This is a genomic window from Ruegeria sp. HKCCA5763 (assembly GCF_013034545.1).
In the GTDB taxonomy this organism is placed as follows: Bacteria; Pseudomonadota; Alphaproteobacteria; order Rhodobacterales; family Rhodobacteraceae; genus Ruegeria.
Map to the genome: position 1 here is coordinate 375,473 of NZ_WQGF01000002.1, position 21,196 is coordinate 396,668.

General features: G+C 56.7%; 22 protein-coding genes. 11 read left to right on the forward strand and 11 right to left on the reverse strand.

Going from position 1 to position 21,196, the window contains the following annotated elements; genetic code table 11:
* Positions 1-53: 53 nt before the first annotated feature.
* A complete protein-coding gene (locus tag GOV89_RS06270; RefSeq protein WP_171237798.1) occupies positions 54-842 on the forward strand; it encodes a lytic transglycosylase domain-containing protein in 789 nt (262 codons plus the stop codon).
* Positions 843-1,041: 199 nt separating this feature from the next.
* On the forward strand, positions 1,042-1,953 hold the full coding sequence (locus GOV89_RS06275; RefSeq protein ID WP_371809969.1) for a hypothetical protein: 912 nt from the start codon (positions 1,042-1,044) through the stop codon (positions 1,951-1,953).
* A 35-nt stretch (positions 1,954-1,988) separates the two neighbouring features.
* Here GOV89_RS06275 and GOV89_RS06280 read toward each other — a convergent pair whose 3' ends face one another.
* The gene (locus GOV89_RS06280) at positions 1,989-2,732 is read right to left on the reverse strand and encodes a DUF3445 domain-containing protein (RefSeq protein ID WP_171237800.1); all 744 of its coding nucleotides are present in this window, start codon (positions 2,730-2,732) and stop codon (positions 1,989-1,991) included.
* A 122-nt stretch (positions 2,733-2,854) separates the two neighbouring features.
* On the opposite strand from GOV89_RS06280, the gene dddP reads away from it, so the two are divergent.
* Together dddP and GOV89_RS06290 are read left to right on the forward strand one after the other, a co-directional pair.
* Positions 2,855-4,198: a dimethylsulfonioproprionate lyase DddP gene (gene dddP, locus GOV89_RS06285; RefSeq protein ID WP_171237801.1), complete on the forward strand. Its 1,344-nt coding sequence runs from the start codon at positions 2,855-2,857 to the stop codon at positions 4,196-4,198.
* Between the two features lie 473 nt (positions 4,199-4,671).
* A complete protein-coding gene (locus GOV89_RS06290; RefSeq protein WP_171179564.1) occupies positions 4,672-5,886 on the forward strand; it encodes a bifunctional alpha/beta hydrolase/OsmC family protein in 1,215 nt (404 codons plus the stop codon).
* Positions 5,887-5,916: 30 nt separating this feature from the next.
* Here GOV89_RS06290 and GOV89_RS06295 read toward each other — a convergent pair whose 3' ends face one another.
* The 3 genes from GOV89_RS06295 to GOV89_RS06305 form a co-directional block, all read right to left on the reverse strand.
* On the reverse strand, positions 5,917-6,240 hold the full coding sequence (locus GOV89_RS06295) for a hypothetical protein (protein ID WP_171179562.1): 324 nt from the start codon (positions 6,238-6,240) through the stop codon (positions 5,917-5,919).
* Between the two features lie 12 nt (positions 6,241-6,252).
* Complete coding sequence (locus tag GOV89_RS06300) at positions 6,253-6,813, reverse strand: hypothetical protein (RefSeq protein ID WP_171237802.1); 561 nt, start codon at positions 6,811-6,813, stop codon at positions 6,253-6,255.
* 166 nt (positions 6,814-6,979) lie between these two features.
* Positions 6,980-7,219: a hypothetical protein gene (locus tag GOV89_RS06305; protein WP_171237803.1), complete on the reverse strand. Its 240-nt coding sequence runs from the start codon at positions 7,217-7,219 to the stop codon at positions 6,980-6,982.
* Positions 7,220-7,400: 181 nt separating this feature from the next.
* On the opposite strand from GOV89_RS06305, the gene purB reads away from it, so the two are divergent.
* From purB to GOV89_RS06325, 4 genes are all read left to right on the forward strand, one after another.
* Entirely contained in the window at positions 7,401-8,705 is a 1,305-nt protein-coding gene (purB, locus tag GOV89_RS06310) for an adenylosuccinate lyase (RefSeq protein WP_171237804.1), read from the forward strand.
* 379 nt (positions 8,706-9,084) lie between these two features.
* A complete protein-coding gene (locus tag GOV89_RS06315; protein WP_171234524.1) occupies positions 9,085-9,633 on the forward strand; it encodes a hypothetical protein in 549 nt (182 codons plus the stop codon).
* A gap of 69 nt (positions 9,634-9,702) precedes the next feature.
* Positions 9,703-10,797, forward strand: a complete 1,095-nt coding sequence (locus tag GOV89_RS06320; RefSeq protein WP_171237805.1) for a flagellar motor switch protein FliG — start codon at positions 9,703-9,705, stop codon at positions 10,795-10,797.
* Positions 10,798-10,923: 126 nt separating this feature from the next.
* The gene (locus tag GOV89_RS06325; protein WP_171237806.1) at positions 10,924-11,847 is read left to right on the forward strand and encodes a lysophospholipid acyltransferase family protein; all 924 of its coding nucleotides are present in this window, start codon (positions 10,924-10,926) and stop codon (positions 11,845-11,847) included.
* Here GOV89_RS06325 and GOV89_RS06330 read toward each other — a convergent pair whose 3' ends face one another.
* The gene (locus tag GOV89_RS06330) at positions 11,848-12,549 is read right to left on the reverse strand and encodes a thioredoxin family protein (RefSeq protein ID WP_171237807.1); all 702 of its coding nucleotides are present in this window, start codon (positions 12,547-12,549) and stop codon (positions 11,848-11,850) included.
* A gap of 226 nt (positions 12,550-12,775) precedes the next feature.
* On the opposite strand from GOV89_RS06330, the gene acnA reads away from it, so the two are divergent.
* The 3 genes from acnA (at position 12,776) to GOV89_RS06345 (ending at position 17,927) form a co-directional block, all read left to right on the forward strand.
* The gene (gene acnA, locus GOV89_RS06335) at positions 12,776-15,466 is read left to right on the forward strand and encodes an aconitate hydratase AcnA (protein WP_171237808.1); all 2,691 of its coding nucleotides are present in this window, start codon (positions 12,776-12,778) and stop codon (positions 15,464-15,466) included.
* A gap of 117 nt (positions 15,467-15,583) precedes the next feature.
* Positions 15,584-17,086 (forward strand): BCCT family transporter, encoded by a 1,503-nt coding sequence (locus GOV89_RS06340; RefSeq protein WP_171237809.1) that lies wholly within the window; start codon positions 15,584-15,586, stop codon positions 17,084-17,086.
* 139 nt (positions 17,087-17,225) lie between these two features.
* A complete protein-coding gene (locus GOV89_RS06345; RefSeq protein ID WP_171237810.1) occupies positions 17,226-17,927 on the forward strand; it encodes an SDR family NAD(P)-dependent oxidoreductase in 702 nt (233 codons plus the stop codon).
* A gap of 26 nt (positions 17,928-17,953) precedes the next feature.
* Here GOV89_RS06345 and GOV89_RS06350 read toward each other — a convergent pair whose 3' ends face one another.
* The 6 genes from GOV89_RS06350 to GOV89_RS06375 all read right to left on the reverse strand — a co-directional run bounded on the left by GOV89_RS06350 (position 17,954) and on the right by GOV89_RS06375 (position 21,195).
* Positions 17,954-18,493, reverse strand: coding sequence for a DsbE family thiol:disulfide interchange protein (locus GOV89_RS06350; RefSeq protein ID WP_171237811.1), 540 nt, complete (start codon positions 18,491-18,493; stop codon positions 17,954-17,956).
* Positions 18,486-18,644: a heme exporter protein CcmD gene (ccmD, locus tag GOV89_RS06355; protein ID WP_171179535.1), complete on the reverse strand. Its 159-nt coding sequence runs from the start codon at positions 18,642-18,644 to the stop codon at positions 18,486-18,488. Before ccmD ends, GOV89_RS06350 begins: the two co-directional genes overlap by 8 nt.
* Positions 18,641-19,414, reverse strand: coding sequence for a heme ABC transporter permease (locus tag GOV89_RS06360; protein ID WP_171179533.1), 774 nt, complete (start codon positions 19,412-19,414; stop codon positions 18,641-18,643). Before GOV89_RS06360 ends, ccmD begins: the two co-directional genes overlap by 4 nt.
* 61 nt (positions 19,415-19,475) lie before the next feature.
* Positions 19,476-20,132: a heme exporter protein CcmB gene (gene ccmB / locus GOV89_RS06365; protein WP_171179531.1), complete on the reverse strand. Its 657-nt coding sequence runs from the start codon at positions 20,130-20,132 to the stop codon at positions 19,476-19,478.
* Positions 20,129-20,743 carry a heme ABC exporter ATP-binding protein CcmA gene (gene ccmA / locus GOV89_RS06370; protein ID WP_171237812.1) on the reverse strand — a complete coding sequence of 205 codons (615 nt, stop codon included), beginning with the start codon at positions 20,741-20,743 and terminating at the stop codon, positions 20,129-20,131. Before ccmA ends, ccmB begins: the two co-directional genes overlap by 4 nt.
* A gap of 95 nt (positions 20,744-20,838) precedes the next feature.
* Positions 20,839-21,195 carry an Mth938-like domain-containing protein gene (locus GOV89_RS06375; RefSeq protein ID WP_171237813.1) on the reverse strand — a complete coding sequence of 119 codons (357 nt, stop codon included), beginning with the start codon at positions 21,193-21,195 and terminating at the stop codon, positions 20,839-20,841.
* Between the last annotated feature and the right edge of the window lies 1 nt (position 21,196).

The following is a 21,196-nucleotide window of genomic DNA, read 5'->3' on the forward strand; positions in this document are numbered from 1 at the left end:
CTCGACACCCGCGCTACGCTGAAGTCAGATTTCTTCTTCGTTGGATTTAACCTATGTTTCGCCTCGCTGCTATCCTTGCCTTGTCTCTAACCGCCCCCGCTTTGGCCGCCCCATGCGGGAATACCAGCGCTGGCTTTGAGGCGTGGAAAACCGATTTTGCGAAACAGGCACGAAAGGCCGGGGTGAAAAAAAAGGGATTACGTGCGCTGTCGCAAACGCAATACGCAACGCGCACCATCGCGGCGGACCGCAATCAGAAAAGCTTTAAATACTCACTGGACAAATTCATGCGGGTCCGAGGGGCCGACACTATCGTCGCTCAAGGGCGCAAACGCAAAGCCGCCAACCCCAACTATTATGCTGCGTTTGAGCGCCAATACGGTGTACCAGCAGGCGTGCTGATCGCCATTCATGGCATGGAAACCGGATTTGGAAACTTCATGGGCGACAGCCAGGTTGTGTCCGCAATAACCACTTTGGCCTATGATTGTCGCCGATCCGAGTTCTTTATTCCGCACGCAATTGGGGCGCTGAAATTGGTGGACAAGGGGAGTATCACAATGGCGACAAAAGGGGCAAAACATGGCGAGTTGGGCCACACGCAATTCCTGCCAGGCAATGCTCTGACCTATGGGGTCGATGCCACCGGCGACAGGCGTGTGGATTTCTACAACATGACGGACGCACTGGCTTCAACCGCAAATTTTCTTCGCAAGAAGGGCTGGAAACCGGGGCGCGGCTATCAGCCAGGAGAGCCAAATTTCCGTGTATTGCAGCAGTGGAACGCAGCCTCAGTGTATCAGCAATCCATCGCGATCATGGCCTCCCGAATCGATCAATAACGTCGCCGCACGGAAAACATGCGCAGCACCCGTTTTCGCCACATTTCCGCCACAGTGACAAACAAAAGCCTTTAGTTTCTTGGTTTCCAAAGCGTAATCAATCGCGGGAAAATTTCGGTTTTTTGCATTTTTCGCCAAATTCTCCCCCAGAACGGTTGCTAAAGTGTCTTTCGAACAAAGCTTGAATAAGGACAAAGCAGTGGCTCGGAAGCACAGCTACCATGGCGGCCTGCAATTTGATGGTGACGCAAACGGCGCTCTTGAGCGCTTTGGAACCATCGTTGCCACAACGCTTGAAGATTATGGCCATCTGGTCGAACGCAAAGCGTTGCTCAGTTATTCCGAATCTAGCATCGTATCGAGCCAATACTTGGTTCGCCTTACGCTGGATACAGGCACACCCGAGCAGGAAGACCGTTACGAGCGTATGGACCGTGCCGCGGGGTTAAAAACCATAACAAAACCCCGCGTGTCACATCCTCAAAACCGGCTCGTGCTATCAGTCACCCCCGTGTCCCCGTTATTGGATGATACTGAGATTTCGGAACTGATGCTGGTGGTCATTTTGTATCGCATGGTCGATATCTGCTCGACCCGGCGAGTCGAATGGCTTTCGCCGAGCACGGTGCTAACGGTCGAACAATTCATGAGCGCCTTCGACACCCTGGCGCCTAATCCCGCAACGCGCGACCGAAAACAGATTTTTCAGTCACTGACCGGTCAGTTCACCGGCGTCAACCTGCCCGAGCTGGACGACACTGTTAGTGCACTTCACGCCCCGACGGCACGTCCGATCCAGCTTACAGATGAGCAATTGCTCAGCATCGCGTTCCGCAGCGAAGACACGCCCCCGTTTGACCAGACCGCGCCTGGAGCCAAAATAACAGAAGATGGTGAACGCCCAAGCGATGTCTTGCGGCTGAGCAGCTGGTGCATGACAGGTGTTCTGGCCAGCGTTTCAGCGCCAATCGCTGTGTCAATGGCCGCCGTCAACCTGATCCGAGGCGAAGATTTCCGCCTGAATACCCAGGTGCTTGTGTTCACTTTTGCCATTGTAGCACTGAACGCCAGCAATGCGTTTGCCGATGTTGCAGATGCGTTGGGCATGTAACTGAATTACCAAGACCCTCCTTGGAGGCCCCGCCGTCAGGCGGGGTTTTCCATGTCTGCAACTGCGTGCGCGGCCAGCACATAAGTGTGGATGGAAAACACGACCGCGTTTGTTTCGGGCAGACGCAATAAAGTTTGCCGCTCGCTCCGCAAAAACGAGTTCTCGCGCCGATCCGGGATTTCTCGTCGGGCATGGGCTCTGCGGGGCTGGAACAGCTCGGGATCCTCGTACCAAAGAGCATTGAAACGCCACAACGGACGACCGGGCTGAATTCCGTCGAACAGTCTTTGCACACGCTTTGCAATATTGGCGTCGTAACTCTGAACCGGCACATGAATATCGACCAGAGGCCGCATGAATTTTTCCGACAAGCGCCAACTGGCCGGAAAGCACAGGATCGCCCCGGTCAAAACATGCTCTTCACCGAGTTTTTGGAGAATGCAGAAGTCTTCCTGCACCAATTTGCACAACGTATCCAACGGCTGGCTGCGATCAATGAGGACCGTCGCGCCATCGGGTCGGACAACTGCCTCAGCTGCTGACGGGTAAACGCGCGCCAAGACCATATCCAGCAGCTCTTGGGCGGCATGTTCGGCTTGCGGATCAAGGGCCAGAACGTCATCTCGGTGATCACAAAGCAGCTCTTCACGGCGCTGCATTTGACCGGAAAACGCCTCGTCCTGATGCAGCCAACCTTCAAGTGTTGTGGGCTGTATCCCGGGCAGAGCACGTGGATTACCAACATCATACGGGATTGTGTTTTGTAGAATCTGCCTCATGACAAAGACTTAGCACGCACGGAGCCACGTGTCGGTCGAAAACGACAGCCTCGCCGTCGCAATTTTGTCAGACGATACGGGTCGGCTCTTTAGTTTTGCCGCAGCATTTAAAGAGGCCCGCCATGAATCAACACTACCGAGACACGCGCAAGATTGACCCCAGCAAAGGCGCGACGTTGGGTGACGGTACTCCGAACGACAATGATCGGATTGAGATCGGACCAACGCAGTTGGCCTTTGACGAATGGGCCGCTGCGGGGCTTGAGCTGCCCAACCTGACGCGGATGCGGGAACACCGCTGGAAGCGACTGACACGGGCCATTGCAGATCGCGGCTATGACGGCTTGCTGATGTTTGACCCGTTGAACATTCGCTATGCCACCGACAGCACCAACATGCAGCTTTGGAACACGCATAACCCGTTTCGCGCGGTTCTGCTGTGCGCTGATGGCTATATGGTGATTTGGGACTACAAGAATTCGCCCTTCCTCAGCACATTCAACCCGCTGGTGCGTGAACAACGTTCGGGCGCCGATCTGTTTTACTTTGACCGGGGTGACAAGGTCGACGTGGCTGCGGATGTGTTCTCGAACGAAGTCCGGGTGCTGATCGAAGAACACAGTGGCGGCAACAAGCGACTGGCCGTCGACAAGATCATGCTGCACGGCCTGCGCGCACTTGAGGCGCAAGGGTTCGAGATCATGGAAGGCGAAGAGGTGACCGAAAAGACCCGCGCCATCAAAGGGCCTGACGAAATCCTCGCCATGCGCTGTGCCAGCCATGCCTGCGAGACGGCCGTTGCTGAAATGGAAAAGTTCGCGCGTGCCAATGTGGGCGACGGGAAAACCTCGGAAGACGACATCTGGGCTGTCCTGCATGCAGAAAACATCAAACGTGGCGGAGAATGGATCGAAACGCGCCTTCTGGCCTCAGGCCAGCGGACCAATCCTTGGTTTCAGGAATGCGGCCCTCGGATCACCCAGCAGAACGAGATCATCTCGTTCGACACCGACTTGATTGGGTCATACGGGATTTGCATCGACATTTCCCGCAGTTGGTGGATTGGCGATCAGAAGCCGCGTGAAGACATGATCTATGCCATGCAGCACGCGCATGAACACATCATGACCAACATGGAAATGCTCAAACCCGGCGTGATGATTCCGGAACTGACAGCAAACTCTCACAGGTTGGACGACAAGTTTCAGGCGCAGAAATACGGCTGCCTGATGCACGGCGTTGGCCTTTGTGACGAATGGCCGCTTGTGGCTTATCCGGATAAGGCCGTCGAAGGATCCTATGACTATGCGCTGGAACCGGGAATGGTTTTGTGTGTCGAAGCTTGCGTTGGCGAGGTCGGTGGTGACTTTAGCATCAAGCTAGAAGATCAGGTTCTCATTACCGAAGACGGGTACGAGAACCTGACCAAGTACCCATTTGATCCCCGCTTGATGGGGTTGGAGTGAGACCTAAGCCTCACTCTGACCAGTGCGATCTGCGGACATTTCCGTGCCAGTCTTCAAGAACTGGTTCGTCTTGAACCTGTGGCCCTGTTAGATTTGCGGGCCAGGACTGTCCGATTGCAAATCCAATGAGACCGGCCAGCAGCCGCGCGATGACCCACAGCGGGCGCGTCTCGGGCGGGCGGTGAATTCTGCGTGTGACATGTATATCTCCTAATGCAACATCTTCGCTGCATAGTTGTGTTCACACCGAGAATAAGTGAAATGAATGTTTGGCCGACATTACTTCACAATACTTGATGTGACTCCCAGAAATGCAAATCGCCTTTCAAACCTTCAGCGTAGTGATGATATTCGGGTGAAACGACACGTGCTCAGTTCTCACCTTCCCGTGACGCGACTGACATAAGGGTTGAGACCAGAGCAACATGAACACAGTATTGTTCGTGTTCCCCCAACCCATTCAAGGAGCCGACATGCCCACGGAACGCATTACCTTTGCCGGACATGACGGCAGCCAATTGGCCGCACGACTGGATCTGCCTGACGGCCCGGTGCTGGCGACAGCGCTCTTTGCCCATTGTTTTACCTGCTCCAAAGACATCCCCGCAGCCCGGCGCATTTCGGCGCGCTTGGCAGCGATGGGGATTGCAGTACTGCGCTTTGACTTTACGGGGCTGGGCCATTCTGAGGGCGAGTTTGCCAATACGACCTTCACCTCGAATGTCCAGGATTTGATCGCTGCTGCGCAATTTCTGGCGGGGCGGAACATGGCACCGTCCTTGTTGATCGGCCATTCGCTGGGCGGTGCGGCGGTTTTGCGTGCACGCGCTGGCATTCCAACGGTAAAGGCTGTTGTGACACTGGGCGCGCCAGCAGATCCCGGTCACGTCTCACATCACTTCGAAGAGGCGCTGCCTCAGATCGAACAGGACGGAAGCGCCGAGGTGACTTTGGGTGGGCGCCCGTTCCGCATCGGCAAGGCCTTTGTGGATGACATTGCCCAATCCGCCCTGACCGCAGCGATCACCGACCTAAAAGCCGCTTTATTGATCCTGCACGCGCCACGCGACGAAACGGTCAGCATAGACAATGCCAGCACCATCTTTTTGGCGGCGAAGCATCCAAAAAGCTTTGTGACCCTTGATGATGCCGATCATCTGATCACGCGCGCGGCCGATGCCGAATACGCAGCCGATGTGATATCAGCTTGGGTTTCGCGGTATGTGAAACTGTGCCCGCCCGCCCCGCCGCCAGGCGCCCCGGAAGGCGTCGTCCGTGTGACCGAAGCAGACCCAAGCGGTTATATGCAGGATATTCAGGCCGGTCCGCATCACCACGCGGTCGCGGATGAACCAGCTTCTTACGGCGGTACGGATAAGGGCATGTCGCCTTACGGCTTTGTCTCATCCGGTCTGGGTGCCTGTACATCCATGACCATACGCATGTATGCGCGCCGAAAGAACTGGCCGTTGAAAAAGGTGAGCGTGGATGTCTGTCACGACAAGGTTCACGCTCAGGACGCCGGGCTGGCGAATGAAGGAAAGGTGGATCAGTTCCGTCGCAAAATCCGATTGATAGGCCCGCTGGATCAAGCGCAAAAGCAACGCTTGCTGGAAATTGCGGACAAGTGCCCTGTGCACCGGACGCTTGAGGGTTCAGCCCATATAACAACTGAGCTTCTGCCATAGAAAAAGGCCGCCCCTGTGCGGCCTTTGCGATCAACGACGCGGCGATGGCCGGTGAATAGGCGGCCGTGCAGCGGGCGGGCGCGCCGTTGGCGGCCTTGGCCGTGCAGGCGGTTTGGCAACCGGCGGCTGTGGCCGATCAGGGCGCGTTGGCCGATCTGGACGGTTTGGTCGATCTGGCCGATCGATGTCGATATTGACGTCACGACGGTAGTAATCGTTCCAGAGCATCGAGTCATAAAACGGGTCATACCCATAACCGACCCCGACCGAGACACCATCACAGGCCGACAGTGAAAACGTCGCAGCCCCCAGCCCCAGCGCAAGAGAAATCCGTCTGATGTTTCGCAAACTCATAGCACCCTCCCCTTACTGGAACGACCGGAACGACGCGAAAACCGCGTTCAGATCGTCGGCATAATCTGGATTAGCGCCGTCACGAAGGATGGCCACGGCAACTGCAACGCGGTTTTTTGGCAGATCAATTAGGGCCGCGGTAAAGCTGACTCCTTTGCTTTCCCGACGCCCGGTTCCCCGAAAAACACGCGCCGGCAATCCACCGATGCGGGTGTCGCTGGTGCTGGTGATGGTCGGGTCCTTGACCAGAAACTTGTCGATATCCTGCAAATAGCGGACACCATCCTCAATGGTCGCGACACCAGCGGGCGAGACAAAGCCCATCCAGACAGTATCATCAGTAACCGGGCGCATCCCCATGACGCGGGACACGGCACGCGTATCCCCCAACTCGGTATCTTCGATTTCGCGCGGGCCACCTGTACGCAGCGCCCAAAAGTCTGGAACATGAAAGCCGAACAGTGCGCGGCCATCCTGAGTATAAGTCACCGGGGTATCAGCTGCTGCGGACCCTACCCCACCCAACAAAATGGCAGCGCATGCAGCAAGCAATGGACCTGAAAATAAACGCATATCTCAATAACCTGATAGTTTCCTCACGCACAGCTTGAACTTTCAAGGCGCGGTTTGTCCAGTGCTGGCGCGTCGTGATCAGGTGGATTGAACCCGCGCATATCCACTTTCCTGGCGCTGCGGCCAGTGCCAACAGGTCTTGAACGCGTTAGGTCAGCACGCCCGCTTATTGGGCAAATGTGCCATCTGTCCGCCCCCCGGCATCGTCGACGAAACGGATCGTATCCTCGTTCCGAAAAACGTCGTAGCAAGCCCAAAGGTCCGAAGGTGGCCAGATCGAGCAATACTGGTCTTCGCGCACCACCCAGCGACCTGCACTCGGCCCACCCGAGAAATATTGCGTGACCATACTGGAGTCGAAAGTTTGCCAGACCCCGCTGCCATATTCCAATTTCTGGCCCGTCAAAGCTGCAAGGATTTCCTAGCCGGACAATTTCTGGAAGCCATCTGCGGCCAAAACACCCGGCCAAAGGGCCAAAATCAGGGCAAACCGTCTCATACCCGCTCTCACGTCTTGTTCCCTAACGCGCTCGGGGCTAAACCCCGCGCCAACGCCTCATCCCAACCACATAAAGGTGCTGCCGCCAATGATTCCCCGTTATTCCCGCCCTGACATGGTCGCCATCTGGTCGCCTCAGACCAAGTTTCGCATCTGGTACGAGATCGAGGCACATGCCTGCGACGCCATGGCCGATCTGGGCGTCATCCCGCGCGAAAATGCCGAGGCCGTGTGGAAAGCCAAGGATGTGGAGTTCGACGTAGCCCGTATTGATGAGATTGAGGCCGTCACCAAACACGATGTCATCGCCTTCCTGACCCATCTGGCCGAGCATGTGGGCAGCGAAGAAGCCCGTTTTGTGCATCAGGGAATGACCAGCTCGGACGTGCTGGATACCTGTTTGAACGTACAGCTGACCCGTGCTGCGGACCTGCTGATCGCCGATCTCGAAGGCCTTCTGGCCGCGCTCAAGCGTCGCGCGATTGAACACAAAAACACCGTTCGCATCGGTCGCAGCCATGGCATCCACGCAGAGCCTACCACCATGGGCCTGACCTTTGCCCGGTTCTATGCCGAGATGGATCGCAACCTGTCTCGGATGCGTGACGCTCGCGCGGAAATCGCCACCGGCGCGATCAGCGGCGCAGTTGGCACCTTCGCCAATATCGATCCGCGTGTTGAGGAACATGTCTGCGACCAGATGGGGCTTGTGCCGGAACCGATCAGCACACAAGTCATCCCGCGCGACCGCCACGCGGCCTTCTTTGCTACGCTAGGTGTGATCGCCAGCAGCATCGAGAATATCGCCATAGAAATCCGCCACATGCAGCGGACCGAAGTGCTGGAGGGTGCCGAGTTCTTCTCGATGGGTCAGAAAGGCTCCTCGGCCATGCCCCACAAGAAAAACCCTGTTCTGACCGAGAACCTGACAGGTCTGGCGCGCATGGTGCGCGCGGCCGTGATCCCGGCGATGGAAAACGTGGCGCTCTGGCACGAGCGCGACATCTCGCACTCTTCAGTCGAACGCATGATCGGACCGGACGCGACAATCACCCTGGACTTTGCGCTGGCACGACTGACAGGTGTGATCGACAAGATGCTGATCTTCCCCGAGAACATGCTCGAGAACATGAACAAGTTCCCCGGCCTTGTCATGAGCCAGAGGGTTTTGTTGGCACTGACCCAAGCCGGTGTCAGCCGTGAAGACGCATACGCCATGGTCCAACGCAACGCGCTGAAGGTCTGGGAACACCGGACCGACTTCAAGCAAGAGTTGCTGGCAGATGCGGATGTCACCGCTGCGCTCAGCCCTGAAGAAATCGAAGAAAAATTCGACCTTGGCTATCACACCAAGCATGTCGATACGATCTTTGCCCGTGTGTTTGGCGAGTAAAAATCAAGCAGATCAAACAGTTCAGGGGCCCGGTTCGTACGCAGCGATCCGGGCCTTGTTCTTTTGCCAGATCATCAAAAATCGGTTATCTTGTCCGCGCATTCCCGAACAGGAGAAGCTTGATGATCCGGACTTTGATTTGCGCATTGGCCCTTGGCTGCTCAGCGTCTGTCGCCTTGGCCTGCAGCGCCCATACTGAACAAACGCAGTCCTGCGCGCCGGGAACACAATGGGACGCCGAAGCCCATAGCTGCGTAAAAACTGTCAATAGCTGAGGTTTTTCTTTCCTACTTGTGAATAAAAGAGGCAGCGCAATTGTTAGCCTTTTATCAAATCGCGCTATGCTTGATCAGAGCAGCCCAGAGAACGGAGTAGGAAAATGCGCCTTGTTTTAGTTTCAGCTATTGCCCTTCAGGCTTTTGCCTTTGCGCCGGCTTTGTATGCAGCCGGCGACGGTGGCAGCACCACGACCCCACCAAAACCAACGAACACGACCAAGAGGTGCCTTTTTGGCCGCGTCTACGACAAGGACGCGGGGCGTTGTGTCAAACCGAACAAGACCAATTTCACCGATGATGAACTGTATGACGCCGTGCGCGAGTTGGCTTATGATGGGCAATTCGAGAACGCTCAGAACATTCTGCGCATCATGGATCAGAACGATGATCGCGTCCTGACATATTGGGGTTTTACATACCGCAAAATGGGTGAGCTTGAGCTGGCAAACGCCTTCTACACCAACGCCATCGAGTCCAACCCCGACAACATCCTCGCCCGCAGTTATATGGGACAGGGCTTTGTCGCCGAAGGCAGAACCGATCTGGCGATCGAGCAATGGCGCGAGATCAAAGCTCGTGGCGGCGAAGGAACCTGGGCCGAGGCATCCCTGCGCGAAGCCATTCGCACCGGGCTGACCTATAACTACTAAACTTCAAGGTTATTTAACCCGATTCTCCGTAATCTGCCTGTGGTTCAGAAATTTTGGCACCACAGGCAGATGCAGGACACAAACGCGTTGATACACACGGCACCCGGAGCAGCTGCTCCGCTTGCCAAGGGGAATGACGATAAACCACGGCTTGTTCCCCGGACATTGAGCAACCGACAAAAAGCAGCGGTTGTCGTCCGCCTTCTGCTGAGCGAAGGCGCGGATCTTCCGCTTGAGGAACTCCCTGACGATCTGCAAGAAAAATTAACCCATCAGCTTGGCGAAATGGGTCTTGTGGACCGCGTGACACTGGATGCCGTGGCGCAGGAGTTCGGCGAAGCACTGGATAACATCGGCCTGGCCTTTCCGCATGGCTTGGCTGGGGCGTTGGATGCGGTAACCGGCAAGATTGCCCCGAAAACAGCGGCACGCCTGCGCAAGGTGGCCGGGATACGACAGGTTGGTGACCCGTGGCAAAGGCTGCGCGACATCCCTGTCGAAGATCTTGCAGCCATGGCCCAAGCGGAAAGCACCGAAGTGGCCGCAGTGATGTTGTCAAAGATGGATACCGCGCAAGCCGCTCAGATGCTTGGACAAATGCCCGGCCCGGTGGCGCGTAGGATCACCTTTGCTGTCTCGAAAACAGCGAACGTTACCCCAGAGGCGGTCGAGCGGATCGGCTGGTCTCTGGCCGCGCAACTGGATCAGCGCCCGGTGCAGGCGTTTGATGACGGCCCCAGCGCACGCGTTGGCGCGATCTTAAACCAGTCAGCCGCGGCCACCCGCGACGACTTGTTGAACGCATTGGATGAAGACGATGCCGCCTTTGCAGAACTCGTACGTCAGTCGATCTTCACCTTTGCGCATATTTCGAACCGCATTACAGCCCGCGATGTTCCGGCCATCCTGCGCGAAGTGGACCAAGCCGTGCTTGTAACAGCCCTGGCCGGAGCTGCGGCAGATGACGACAAGGCATCGGTTGAATTTCTGCTGACAAATATCTCGTCACGCATGGCGGAAAACCTGCGTGAGGAAATGGGTGAACGCGGACGAGTCAAACAATCCGAGGCCGAAGAAGCGATGACTCAGGTCGTTGGCGCCATTCGAACACTGGTTGATGCAGGAACAATTGCTCTGGTCGAAACTGAGGAAGAGACTGAGTAGCATCAGGTTAGCAGATTTGCCCCTTAACATGCTCAGTTTGCCCATCATCTTGCTGAACGCTTGAGCTTGCCAAGATCGGCCTGTATGTCTGGCACGGAAATACCCATCACGCGGTGAGACGCCTCCATGCCCGTCGAAAAGTCGGAGCTCAGCAAGTTTGAGCTTGGAAAATACTATGTCGCCAATCTGTTCCTTCAGGGGGTTATCGGTGCTATGCGCCTTCTCCCGTATGAGCGGCGCATCTCAACCATGGGCGCGATTATGCGCGTTTTGGCCCCGGTCGTGGGGTTTCGTACACGCATCCGGCGGAACCTGAAGCTCACCTGCCCTGACCTGTCCGACGCCGAGGTCAAAAAGATTTGCCGTGACGTGCCCGACAACGCAGGTCGGGCGATCATGGAGCATTTCTCGCCAGAAGGATTTACTGAGCGTCAAAGTACAGCGAAAATTTCCGGCCCTGGTATTGCAGCATTTGATGCGGCCATTGCTGCAGGGCGTCCGGTCATGATGATCACTGCGCATTTTGGGCACTATCTGGCCGCGCGCATTGCCCTGCAAAAACACAGCGGCCAACCGATTGGCTGCCTGTACCGCCGCATGGCGAATCCTTACTTCAACGACGCCTATGTCGAGGCCTTTTATAAGACCGGTGCGCCCATGTTCGAGCAGGGGCGGCGCGGAATGGTTGAGATGGTGCGCACGCTGAAAAAGGGCGGGATCATTGCAATTGTGTCCGATCTCCATGCGATGGGCGGGGAAGAGCTTGTATTCTTCGGCAAACCCGCTGTCACATCTGTGCTGAACGCGGAACTGGCGATGAAATACAACGCGGAACTGATCCCATGTTATGCCGTGCGCCAGCCAAACGGCATCGATTTCGAAATCATACTGCACGATCCGGTTCCGCACACTGACCCGAAAACGATGACGCAATTCACCAATGACGACCTTGAGAAGATGGTACGTCAGCATATGGGTCAGTGGTTCTGGATCCACCGCCGCTGGAAGCATTGGAACGGGCTTGGCATTGCACCGGACGAGATGCCCTGATCACTTAACCCGCGTTGCGGCGACAATGGGACCATGACCCGCACGTTGCACCAAAACAACCGCCGGCAGGTCTGACCCAAGCTGGGCTGAGAAGGTTTGTGGTGCAGCCCCATCCCACTGCCCTGCCATCTGCCATGTTTCGACAACGTTGGCATAGTCCAGATCGTGCCCAGCCAGTTCTCCGCGGCGGATCGAGGCGTGGCGCATCGGCGAATACTGTACGATACGCACGTCGTAGGTCTCGCCCTCCGGCAATTCTACGGGCGTCACATTCACGGTTACTTCATCTGCTGTCCGGGTTGCAGTCACCGACGCTTCGGGTGCCGCCTTGAGATGAGCGTCAATCAAGCGGTCGAGCTCACGGGACTGCGCGCCCACAACATCATGCTGCCCATTTATCACCATCTGTGGCGTGTAGATCATCGAACGACCGCCTTCCCGGGCATACGCCCGCTGCCGCAAAGTATGATCCGGGTCGGCATATTCGTCCTTCCAACCGATGTAATCCCAATAATCCACGTGCAACGCCAGGCCAATCACATCGTCCCGCTTGGCCAGGTCGTGCATCAACCGGTCTGCCGGAGGGCAAGAGGAGCACCCCTGCGACGTAAACAACTCAACCACCACAGGGTCGCTCTCAGCCGCAGCAGAGGCAGCCATAAGCCAGGACATCAGGGCGGTTACAGCGGCGGATCTGAACATGTGGACTCTCGGTTTGGGCGGTTGATTTTCAGAAATAGCTGCTTTGGCATTCGACGACCAATCAAGGTTTCTTGAGGCTGGAATACATGTTTACCTTCGCAAATGTGTGCAATGGTATACAAAATTTACTCCTTTGTGCCCGTTCAACCTTGAACCAAGGGCCTTCGTGATGCAGATAACAGACAGCAAATCCTATTATCCAAGTCATTTGAGAGGGAGGCCACTGATGCCCATCAAAGTCGGACAGGATACCGCCAAGACACGCCGCAGCCTGAGCGTGAATGGTAAGTCCATTTCCTATTACTCGATCCCCGCCTCGCAAGAGGCCGGTTTGGGGGATTTCTCAAAACTGCCTGCCGCACTGAAAGTGGTTCTGGAAAATATGCTGCGGTTCGAGGATGACGGATTTTCTGTCTCAACCGACGACATCAAGGCCTTTGCTGAATGGGGTGTAAACGGCGGTAAGAACCCACGCGAAATCGCATACCGCCCTGCCCGCGTGTTGATGCAGGACTTCACCGGCGTTCCAGCTGTCGTCGACCTGGCCGCGATGCGCGACGGTATCAAGGCGCTGGGTGGCGACGCACAAAAGATCAACCCGCTGAACCCGGTTGATCTGGTCATCGACCATTCGGTCATGATTGACGAATTTGGCAATCCGCGTGCATTCCAGATGAACGTGGACCGCGAGTATGAACGCAACATGGAGCGGTACCAGTTCCTGAAATGGGGTCAGAATGCCTTTAACAACTTCCGCGTGGTGCCTCCCGGCACTGGGATTTGCCATCAGGTGAACCTGGAATATCTGGCTCAAACCGTCTGGGCCGACACGGATCAAAACGGCGAAGAAGTCGCCTATCCCGATACGCTGGTTGGCACCGACAGCCACACCACTATGGTGAACGGCATGGCCGTTCTGGGTTGGGGCGTTGGCGGGATCGAGGCCGAGGCCGCGATGCTGGGTCAGCCAATCTCGATGTTGATCCCCGAGGTTGTGGGTTTTGAACTGACGGGTTCGATGGTCGAAGGCACCACCGGCACCGACCTTGTTCTGAAAGTCGTGGAGATGCTGCGCGAAAAGGGCGTTGTCGGTAAGTTCGTTGAATTCTATGGCGAAGGTTTGGACCGCCTGCCATTGGCCGACCGCGCCACTATCGCCAACATGGCCCCGGAATATGGCGCGACCTGCGGCTTCTTCCCTATTGACGGAGAAACCTTACGCTACATGCGCAACACCGGGCGTGACGAAGACCGTCTGGCATTGGTTGAAGCCTATGCCAAAGAAAACGGCCTCTGGCGTGACGCGGACTACGCTCCGATCTACACCGATACCCTGACGCTAGACATGGGCACGATCGTTCCGGCGATCTCGGGCCCGAAGCGTCCGCAGGACTATGTTGCGCTGACCGACGCCAAGGCGGCCTTTACGCAGGAAATGGCAGAGACTTTCAAACGCCCGATGGGCAAGCAGGTCGAAGTCAAGGGCGAAAACTATGGCATGGAGTCGGGCAAAGTCGTGATTGCCTCGATCACCTCCTGCACCAACACGTCGAACCCCTACGTCATGATCAGCGCGGGTCTGGTGGCCCGCAAGGCCGCGGCACTGGGACTGGATCGCAAGCCCTGGGTCAAGACCTCTCTGGCGCCGGGATCGCAAGTGGTGTCGGCCTATCTCGAAGCTGCAGGATTGCAAGACGATCTAGACAAGATCGGGTTCAACCTTGTGGGATATGGCTGCACCACCTGTATCGGCAACTCGGGCCCGATCCAGAAAGAAATATCCGAGGCAATTTCCGAAGGCGATCTGGTTGCCACGTCGGTTCTGTCCGGCAACCGCAACTTCGAGGGTCGAATCTCGCCGGATGTGCGCGCAAACTATCTGGCCTCACCGCCGCTGGTGGTTGTCTACGCACTGGCGGGAACAATGGATATCGACCTGACATCCGAACCGATTGGTCAAGACAAGGATGGCAACGATGTCTTCATGAAAGACATCTGGCCAAGCCAGAGCGAAATCGCGGAACTGGTCGAGGCGACCGTGACCCGCGAGGCGTTCCAATCGAAATACGCCGACGTGTTCAAAGGCGACGAGAAATGGCGCGAAGTTGAGGTGCCTCAACAGGAAACCTATGACTGGCCACCAACCTCGACATACATCCAGAACCCGCCCTATTTCCAAGGTATGGGCGCAGAGCCAGGCACGATTTCGAATATCGAAGGGGCCAAGGTGCTGGCGATTCTGGGCGACATGGTCACAACCGACCATATCTCGCCTGCCGGGTCATTTGCGTCGACCTCGCCCGCTGGCCAGTATCTGATCGAACGTCAAGTGCAGCCGCGCGAGTTCAACTCTTACGGCTCACGCCGCGGCAATCACGAGGTCATGATGCGTGGCACCTTCGCCAATATCCGCATCAAGAACGAGATGCTGGATGGCGTCGAAGGCGGCTACACCAAAGGCCCGGATGGCGAACAAACATCGATCTACGACGCATCGATGGCCTATCAGGAACAGGGCACACCGCTGGTTGTCTTTGGTGGCGAACAATACGGTGCAGGCTCGTCGCGCGACTGGGCGGCCAAAGGCACCGCGTTGCTGGGTGTGAAAGCCGTCATCGCCGAAAGCTTTGAGCGTATCCACCGGTCAAACCTGGTTGGAATGGGCGTCATTCCGTTCGAATTTACGGGGGGTGACACACGCAAGACCCTTGGCCTGAAAGGGGATGAAATCGTCTCAATCCACGGATTGGATTCGGTTGAGCCCCTGCAAGAGGTGCCCTGCACAATCGTTTATGGCGACGGAAGTGAGAAGACCATCACCCTGAAGTGCCGCATCGATACCGCACCCGAGATTGAGTACATCGAAAACGGCGGCGTGCTTCACTATGTACTGCGCAATCTTGCGAAGGCATCGTGACCTGACAGCATAACGTGCGAATTAACCCCCCGGCCAAGCGCCGGGGGTTTTGTTTTCTGGCCATTCATTCGAAAACCTGAAACTGTTGGGTAAAGTCACTCACGGAAACCGTTCGCCATGCAAAAACCAAACGCCTTGCTGGTTTGCTCTCTCAGCGTCATTGCGGTCATCGGGATATGGGGTGTCATCGACATCCAGAGTTTGGTGACTTGGGCCAGTGGTATTGTCCAACAGACCTTCCACAGCCGGGGATGGTTCGTGATGCTCGCCGCCTCGGGCATGTTGATCGGGTGTCTGGTTCTGGCATTCTCAAAACATGGGAACATTCGCCTTGGTCGCGATGACGAAGAACCAGAATTCTCGACTGCCACCTGGATATCGATGTTGTTCTCAGCTGGGATGGGGGTCGGTCTGTTGTTCTGGGCGGTGGCCGAACCGTTAACCCACTTCAATTTCATCTCAGGCATGGCACCGGAATTCATCGCCGCACAACAGGCAATGCTGGCAACAAACTTCCATTGGGGTTTACACGCCTGGGCCATTTACGGATCGACTGCGCTGACCATCGCCTATTTCAGCTTCCGGCGCGGCACCGGGATGATGGTCAGCGCCCCGATCAAAAGCCTGTTTCCCGGTGAACGCTGGGCCGAACGTGTCGGATGGCTTTCAGACTTCATGGCGATCATCGCGATTGCCATTGGTGTCGGGGGCTCAATGGCTATGGGCGTCTTTCAGGTCGCAGACGGAATTGCCGTGTTGGGAGGTCGGGAAACAGTTGGTGCCTTTCTGATCGCTGTTGTGTTTCTTGCAATGGTCGCGGCTTACATCCCTGCGCTTTTGATTGATCTGGGGCAAGGCATGGCGCGCTTGTCTAACGCGGCCATGCTGATTGCGATCGGCCTCGTGGCCTACACCATTATTCTTGGCCCAACTGAATACCTTTTGAATACTGTGGTTCAGGGCTTTGGCGACTATGTCACAAACGTCATCCCACGCGGCTTTCAAACCTTCACGTTTTTTGGCGACGACGTCACCAGGTGGTTCAGCGACTGGACCCTCACCTACATGGTTTGGTGGATCGCCTGGGGGCCTTTTGTGGGTGTCTTCGTGGCGCGCATCTCTCGTGGTCGAACGATACGAGAGTTCGTGATCGGGGTACTGTTCGCCCCCACTTTGTTTTCCATACTCTGGTTCGGCGCTTTTGGCGGCATTGGCCTGTTCGAGGCACTCAACGGCGCAGGCGAACTTCTGGCCTATACGCAGACAAACATTGAACGCGTGACCTTTGCTCTGCTCGACCGGCTGCCGCTGTCCTTGATCACAACACTTGCAACGGTACTGGCTGCGTTTCTGTTCATTGTGACCAGTGTCGTCAGCGCTGCATTTGTTTTGGGCACCTTCTCGACCGGAGGAGACGAGAACCCTCCTCCGCGCGTGCGCCTGATATGGGGGGCCTTGCTGGGGCTGCTGAGCGTGGCGATGATCCTTTCTGGGTCAGTGGACTCGGTCAAGATCCTGATTTCACTGGGTGCTTTGCCCTTTGTCTTCATTTCAGTCCTGCTGATGGTCTGCCTGTTCCGCGGTCTCAGAGAGGAGGGCCAGCACGATGCTGATCGGTGATCTCACAGATACTCTGATGAACCTGGTAACCTTTGCGTTCATCGCGGCGATGATCTGGATTTTGCTGCGCAGCTGACGCTATTCCAAGGCGATCAGATTAAGCGTTGAAACACATCCACTTTACAGATTTGGTGTGCCTATGGACAAAGTTGCATTGATAACCGGCGGCGCCCGAGGGATTGGCCGGGCAATCGTCGAAGACCTTGGTCGAGATCACAAAATTGCGTTCACGTGGTTAAACAGCGCGCCTGAGCTGGATGTGTTGGACAGCGATGTTTTGGCGATCCGTTCAGACCTGACTCAGCCAGATCAACCGGCTCAGGTTATTGAACAGGTCATCGCACAATTCGGACGGCTGGACGTTCTTGTGAACAATGCGGGGCTTGTGCGCGCGACACCCAAAGAGGCGTTCAATCAACAGGACCACAGGGACATTCTTGACCTGAATTTGCTTGTGCCCGTGGCCCTTCTGACCGCCGCCCTGCCCCAACTGCAAGCTGGGGCATCCATCGTGAATATCTCTTCCATGAATGCGACCCTTCCGCCGCGCGATGCCGCGACCTATGGGGCCAGCAAGGCTGCGCTCAACCTATGGACCCGTGCCATGGCTAAGGAACTGGGCCCGCAGGGTATTCGCGTCAATGCGATTGCCCCTGGCGCGATCAACATCCCCGAGGCCCCACGCCCGGATGATCTGACAGAATTGTTCGTCAAAGACACCGCCCTTGGGCGTGTCGGCGTACCAGAGGATATCGCGCAGGTCGTTCGGTTTCTGACCTCTGACGCGGCGGGTTTCATAACGGGTGAAGTCCTCGGCGTCACCGGAGGCTATCGATTGTAATAACCAGTACAGCCGCTTGCAGGTATTTAGCCACCCGCAGCCTTTTCCAAGGCAGGGCGGATCGTGCTTTCGATCACCCGTTGCGTGATAGGCCCGGCAAAGCGCAGAATGACAGTGCCATCGCCGTCTATCACGTAGGTTTCAGGAACGCCGTATAGGCCCCAATCCAGCGCCATGCGGCCTTGCTCGTCCCGTCCCATCGCAGTGTAAGGATCGCCAAGCTCGGTCAGAAATGCGTCTGCGTTGGCCAACTGATCTTTGTAGTTGATGCCATAGACCGGAATGCCTTCTTTCGCCAAAGCGTCAAGATTGGGGTGTTCGGCCCGGCAAGGGGCGCACCAACTGGCCCAATAGTTGACCAGCTTAACTTCTCCATCGCGCAGAGTTGCGTCATCGAACGGGGTTTTGCCAGGAAACTCGCTTAGGACCACCGGTGGGGCGGGCTGCCCTTCACGCGCGGATGGCAAGGCATTGGGATCATCTCGGAACATGCCGATCCCGGCCAGCACGGCAAAGGCAGCAAAAATTAGCGGTGGAGCGACCATCAAGGGCGAAATCTTAGCCATTGCGCGACATCCTTTGTTCGACCTTTTCCATATCTTTACGCACTTTGCGTCCTCGCATCACACTGAACGCAATCAAGGCCACCAGAAGAACGATCGACACGGCATAAGACGACAGAACCGCGTCAGCGTATTTTCCAAGATCGGGAATCATCCACTTACCCTTTCCCGCGCCATCAGTGCCTTGATCCGACGTGCCCGAATTTCGGTTCCGGTACGGTACAGCACCAATGCGATGAACAGCAGAACAAAGCCGATGATGCAGACCAGCAGCGGATAGAAGAATATGTTGCTAACCTTCTCTTCGGTGTCTGTCCCGGTAACCGCTGCTGCGCGCATGACAGATGCGCCCTGATGCAGTCCCTGATTCCAGAAGTTCACCGCGTAGCGGCTGAGGATCGCGAAAACCGACCCTACAAGGCACAGGACCGAGGTCAGGTCGGCCGCAGTGTCAGGGTCTTCAATCGCCTCCCACAGGGCGACATATCCAAGGTAGAACAGGAACAGGATCAGAAACGATGTCAGTCGCGGATCCCAGGCCCACCAGGTGCCCCACATAGGCTGGCCCCAGATCGCACCAGTCAGCAAAGCAATCAGGGTCATCACAATCCCAATCGGTGCCGCCGCCCGCGCAGCAAGCGCACTGACATGGTGACGTCTTACCAGCCAAACCAGCGACGTCGCCAACATCATGAGCCAGCAGTTGATCGCCATCAGCGCCGCAGGCACATGCAGATAGATGATCTTGACCGTCGACCCTTGTTTGTAATCGTCCGGCGTAAAGAAAAAGCCCCAGATCAGGCCAACACAGATGCAGGCAAGTGAGGTGATCCAGAAAAACGGCAGAACACGCTCACTCGTCGCAAGAAACTTACGCGGGTTGGCATATTCCCAGAGGGCGTTGGCTTTGGCTGCAATAGACATGGGCCCTATCTAGTCTGAATTGGGGTGGTTCTCAATTGACCTTGGTCAAAGTTGAGACGGTTCACCGCAGATTGATCCGCAATACCGCCGCGCTGGCGAATGGCAACAGCGCGATCGTTGCCGCCGTGATGCCGGCCAGCATAAGCAGCGGCGTCTGCACCTCCATCTCTGTGGCTCCGCGCCGGGCGACCTCGGCTCCGAAAATCAGGGTGGGCACGTATAGCGGCAGCACCAACAGTGACAGCAACAAACCGCCACGCTTCAATCCAACGGTCAGGGCTGCACCGAATGTTCCGATCACGCTCATCGCCGGGGTGCCAATCAGCAGTGAAATCACCAGCCAGAAGAAACCCGGCACAGGAAGATTCAACAAAACTCCCAGGAACGGAGCGGCCAGGACAAGAGGCAAACCGGTGGTCAGCCAATGCGCCAAAGCCTTGATGGTTACAACTGATTCCAGCGGCAGCGGCGCGGTGGCCAACAGGTCCAGCGACCCGTCTTCCCAATCCAAAGCCAGCAAGCGGTCGAGCGACAGCAAACAGGCCAGCAACGCCCCCAGCCAAAGAACACCGGGTGCGATGGTGGACAGCAGCGAAGATTGCGGACCAACTGCAAACGGCACCATCACGGTCACGATCAGAAAAAACGCCAGGCCCAAACCAAATCCGCCGCCTGCACGGAAGGCCAGTTTCAGGTCGCGCAGCAAAAGGGCGATCACAGGAAGCCTCCGTCGAAATCGTCAATGGGTTTGGGTTTGGCCTTGTTGGGTCCCACATCCAGAACCTCTCCGTCCAGGCCGAGGTCGATATGGGTTGCGATTAGGGCCGACCCGCCCTGCGCCAGATGTGCCCGCACCGCGTCAGCAAACATCTGCACCGCGTTTTTGTCCAGCGACACGGTGGGTTCGTCCAGCATCCAGATCGGTCGTCCAGTCACAAGCATCCGCGCCAACCCCAGCCGCCGTTTCTGACCGGCTGACAGGTTGCCTGCATGGCGATCGGCCAGCTCATTCAGATCAAACGCATCCAATGCGCTTTGTATGCCGCTGGTCCCAAAGACCGAGGCCCAGAACGTCAGGTTCTCGGTCACGGTCAGCGTCGGCTTTAACCCGTCCGAGTGGGCCGCATAGGCAATCTGGTCCTCGGCACCTTCGATGGTACCCTGAAGCGGCGGCTGCAAACCCGCCAAAGTACGTAGAAGCGTCGTTTTACCGATCCCGTTTGGTCCACGTAGAATCAGCGCCTTACCAGGCCGCAGTTGAAAGCTGAGACCTTCCAGCACGGGAATGCCACCACGGGTGATCGACAAGTCGGATACAGTCAGTGTCATGAAACCCGCTTAGCGGATTGTCCTCAGAGGCAAAAGGCAAGATTTGCCGCAGGGCTTAGCTGGCTTGGGGATAGCCAAGGGCGGATTGCAACACCCTATCCAACTGGGATTAAGGCAAGTGCGATCCGGCGACCTTCCGAGAGCAGCACGTTATAGGTGCGGCAGGCGGCGGGAGAGTTCATGATTTCGACGCCAATTCCGGCGTTTTCCAAAGTAGCACGCAGGGTTTGGGGAATGTGCGACATTTCCTTGCCAGTGCCGATGAACAGGACGTCGATGTCGTCTGCAAGGTTCAGCAGCGGCACTGTGTCATCATAGCCGCCCCATCTTGTTGTTCCGGTTGGGCCGATTAGAACCGGGCCGTCGTGGACTTGCCCGCCGACGCGGAAGAAGCCGGGGCCGTAGCCGTCGACCGGTACTGCACTGGTGTAGGTGATCTCGTTCAAGCGCATA

Coding starts and splice junctions, on each gene's coding strand:
- GOV89_RS06315 (WP_171234524.1), top strand. CDS start 9,085: ATGCGCCTTGTTTTAGTTTCAGCTATTGCCCTTCAGGCTTTTGCCTTT.
- GOV89_RS06295 (WP_171179562.1), bottom strand. CDS start 6,240: ATGAGTTTGCGAAACATCAGACGGATTTCTCTTGCGCTGGGGCTGGGG.
- GOV89_RS06340 (WP_171237809.1), top strand. CDS start 15,584: ATGCAAAAACCAAACGCCTTGCTGGTTTGCTCTCTCAGCGTCATTGCG.
- GOV89_RS06320 (WP_171237805.1), top strand. CDS start 9,703: ATGCAGGACACAAACGCGTTGATACACACGGCACCCGGAGCAGCTGCT.
- GOV89_RS06375 (WP_171237813.1), bottom strand. CDS start 21,195: ATGCGCTTGAACGAGATCACCTACACCAGTGCAGTACCGGTCGACGGC.
- ccmA (WP_171237812.1), bottom strand. CDS start 20,743: ATGACACTGACTGTATCCGACTTGTCGATCACCCGTGGTGGCATTCCC.
- purB (WP_171237804.1), top strand. CDS start 7,401: ATGATTCCCCGTTATTCCCGCCCTGACATGGTCGCCATCTGGTCGCCT.
- GOV89_RS06290 (WP_171179564.1), top strand. CDS start 4,672: ATGCCCACGGAACGCATTACCTTTGCCGGACATGACGGCAGCCAATTG.
- GOV89_RS06360 (WP_171179533.1), bottom strand. CDS start 19,414: ATGTCTATTGCAGCCAAAGCCAACGCCCTCTGGGAATATGCCAACCCG.
- ccmD (WP_171179535.1), bottom strand. CDS start 18,644: ATGATTCCCGATCTTGGAAAATACGCTGACGCGGTTCTGTCGTCTTAT.
- acnA (WP_171237808.1), top strand. CDS start 12,776: ATGCCCATCAAAGTCGGACAGGATACCGCCAAGACACGCCGCAGCCTG.
- GOV89_RS06350 (WP_171237811.1), bottom strand. CDS start 18,493: ATGGCTAAGATTTCGCCCTTGATGGTCGCTCCACCGCTAATTTTTGCT.
- GOV89_RS06300 (WP_171237802.1), bottom strand. CDS start 6,813: ATGCGTTTATTTTCAGGTCCATTGCTTGCTGCATGCGCTGCCATTTTG.
- dddP (WP_171237801.1), top strand. CDS start 2,855: ATGAATCAACACTACCGAGACACGCGCAAGATTGACCCCAGCAAAGGC.
- GOV89_RS06280 (WP_171237800.1), bottom strand. CDS start 2,732: ATGAGGCAGATTCTACAAAACACAATCCCGTATGATGTTGGTAATCCA.
- GOV89_RS06345 (WP_171237810.1), top strand. CDS start 17,226: ATGGACAAAGTTGCATTGATAACCGGCGGCGCCCGAGGGATTGGCCGG.
- GOV89_RS06330 (WP_171237807.1), bottom strand. CDS start 12,549: ATGTTCAGATCCGCCGCTGTAACCGCCCTGATGTCCTGGCTTATGGCT.
- GOV89_RS06270 (WP_171237798.1), top strand. CDS start 54: ATGTTTCGCCTCGCTGCTATCCTTGCCTTGTCTCTAACCGCCCCCGCT.
- GOV89_RS06325 (WP_171237806.1), top strand. CDS start 10,924: ATGCCCGTCGAAAAGTCGGAGCTCAGCAAGTTTGAGCTTGGAAAATAC.